Here is a 354-nt window from a genome sequence, read left to right as displayed (position 1 = left end):
ATTACACGGTCTGGAGCACGGACAGCAACGGCAACTATACGGGCAGTATCGTTCCCGAGGTGACGGGGACGAATGCATCATTTCGGTCGCTCGAGACCACCTTCCAACAGGATCTCAATGGCGATGGGACCATCGGTATTCCCAGCGCCACGCTTGAGGCCCAGGGCTCCACCAAGCTGGTACGGACGGGAGACAACTTCTATCTCGAAGCCATCAGCACGGGCAGTGGGCCTGTCCTGAAGATCTCGGGAGCGCCGGTGAGTGCCGCTGTGTATGGGACCTGGGCGCCCATCGCAGCCGAGCAGACCGGCGGCGGATACAATGTGGCCTGGAAGGACTCGACGACAGGCCATT

General features: G+C 61.0%; 1 pseudogene. It reads left to right on the top strand.

From position 1 onward, the window contains the following. Positions 1-354, top strand: a pseudogene (locus tag I6F28_RS37305) (M10 family metallopeptidase C-terminal domain-containing protein); the annotation flags it as partial.

Origin of the sequence: Bradyrhizobium sp. NBAIM14 (genome assembly GCF_020193895.1) — a bacterium.
GTDB classification, from domain to species: Bacteria; Pseudomonadota; Alphaproteobacteria; order Rhizobiales; family Xanthobacteraceae; genus Bradyrhizobium; species Bradyrhizobium yuanmingense.
This window is presented reverse-complemented; position numbering and strand designations above follow the sequence as displayed.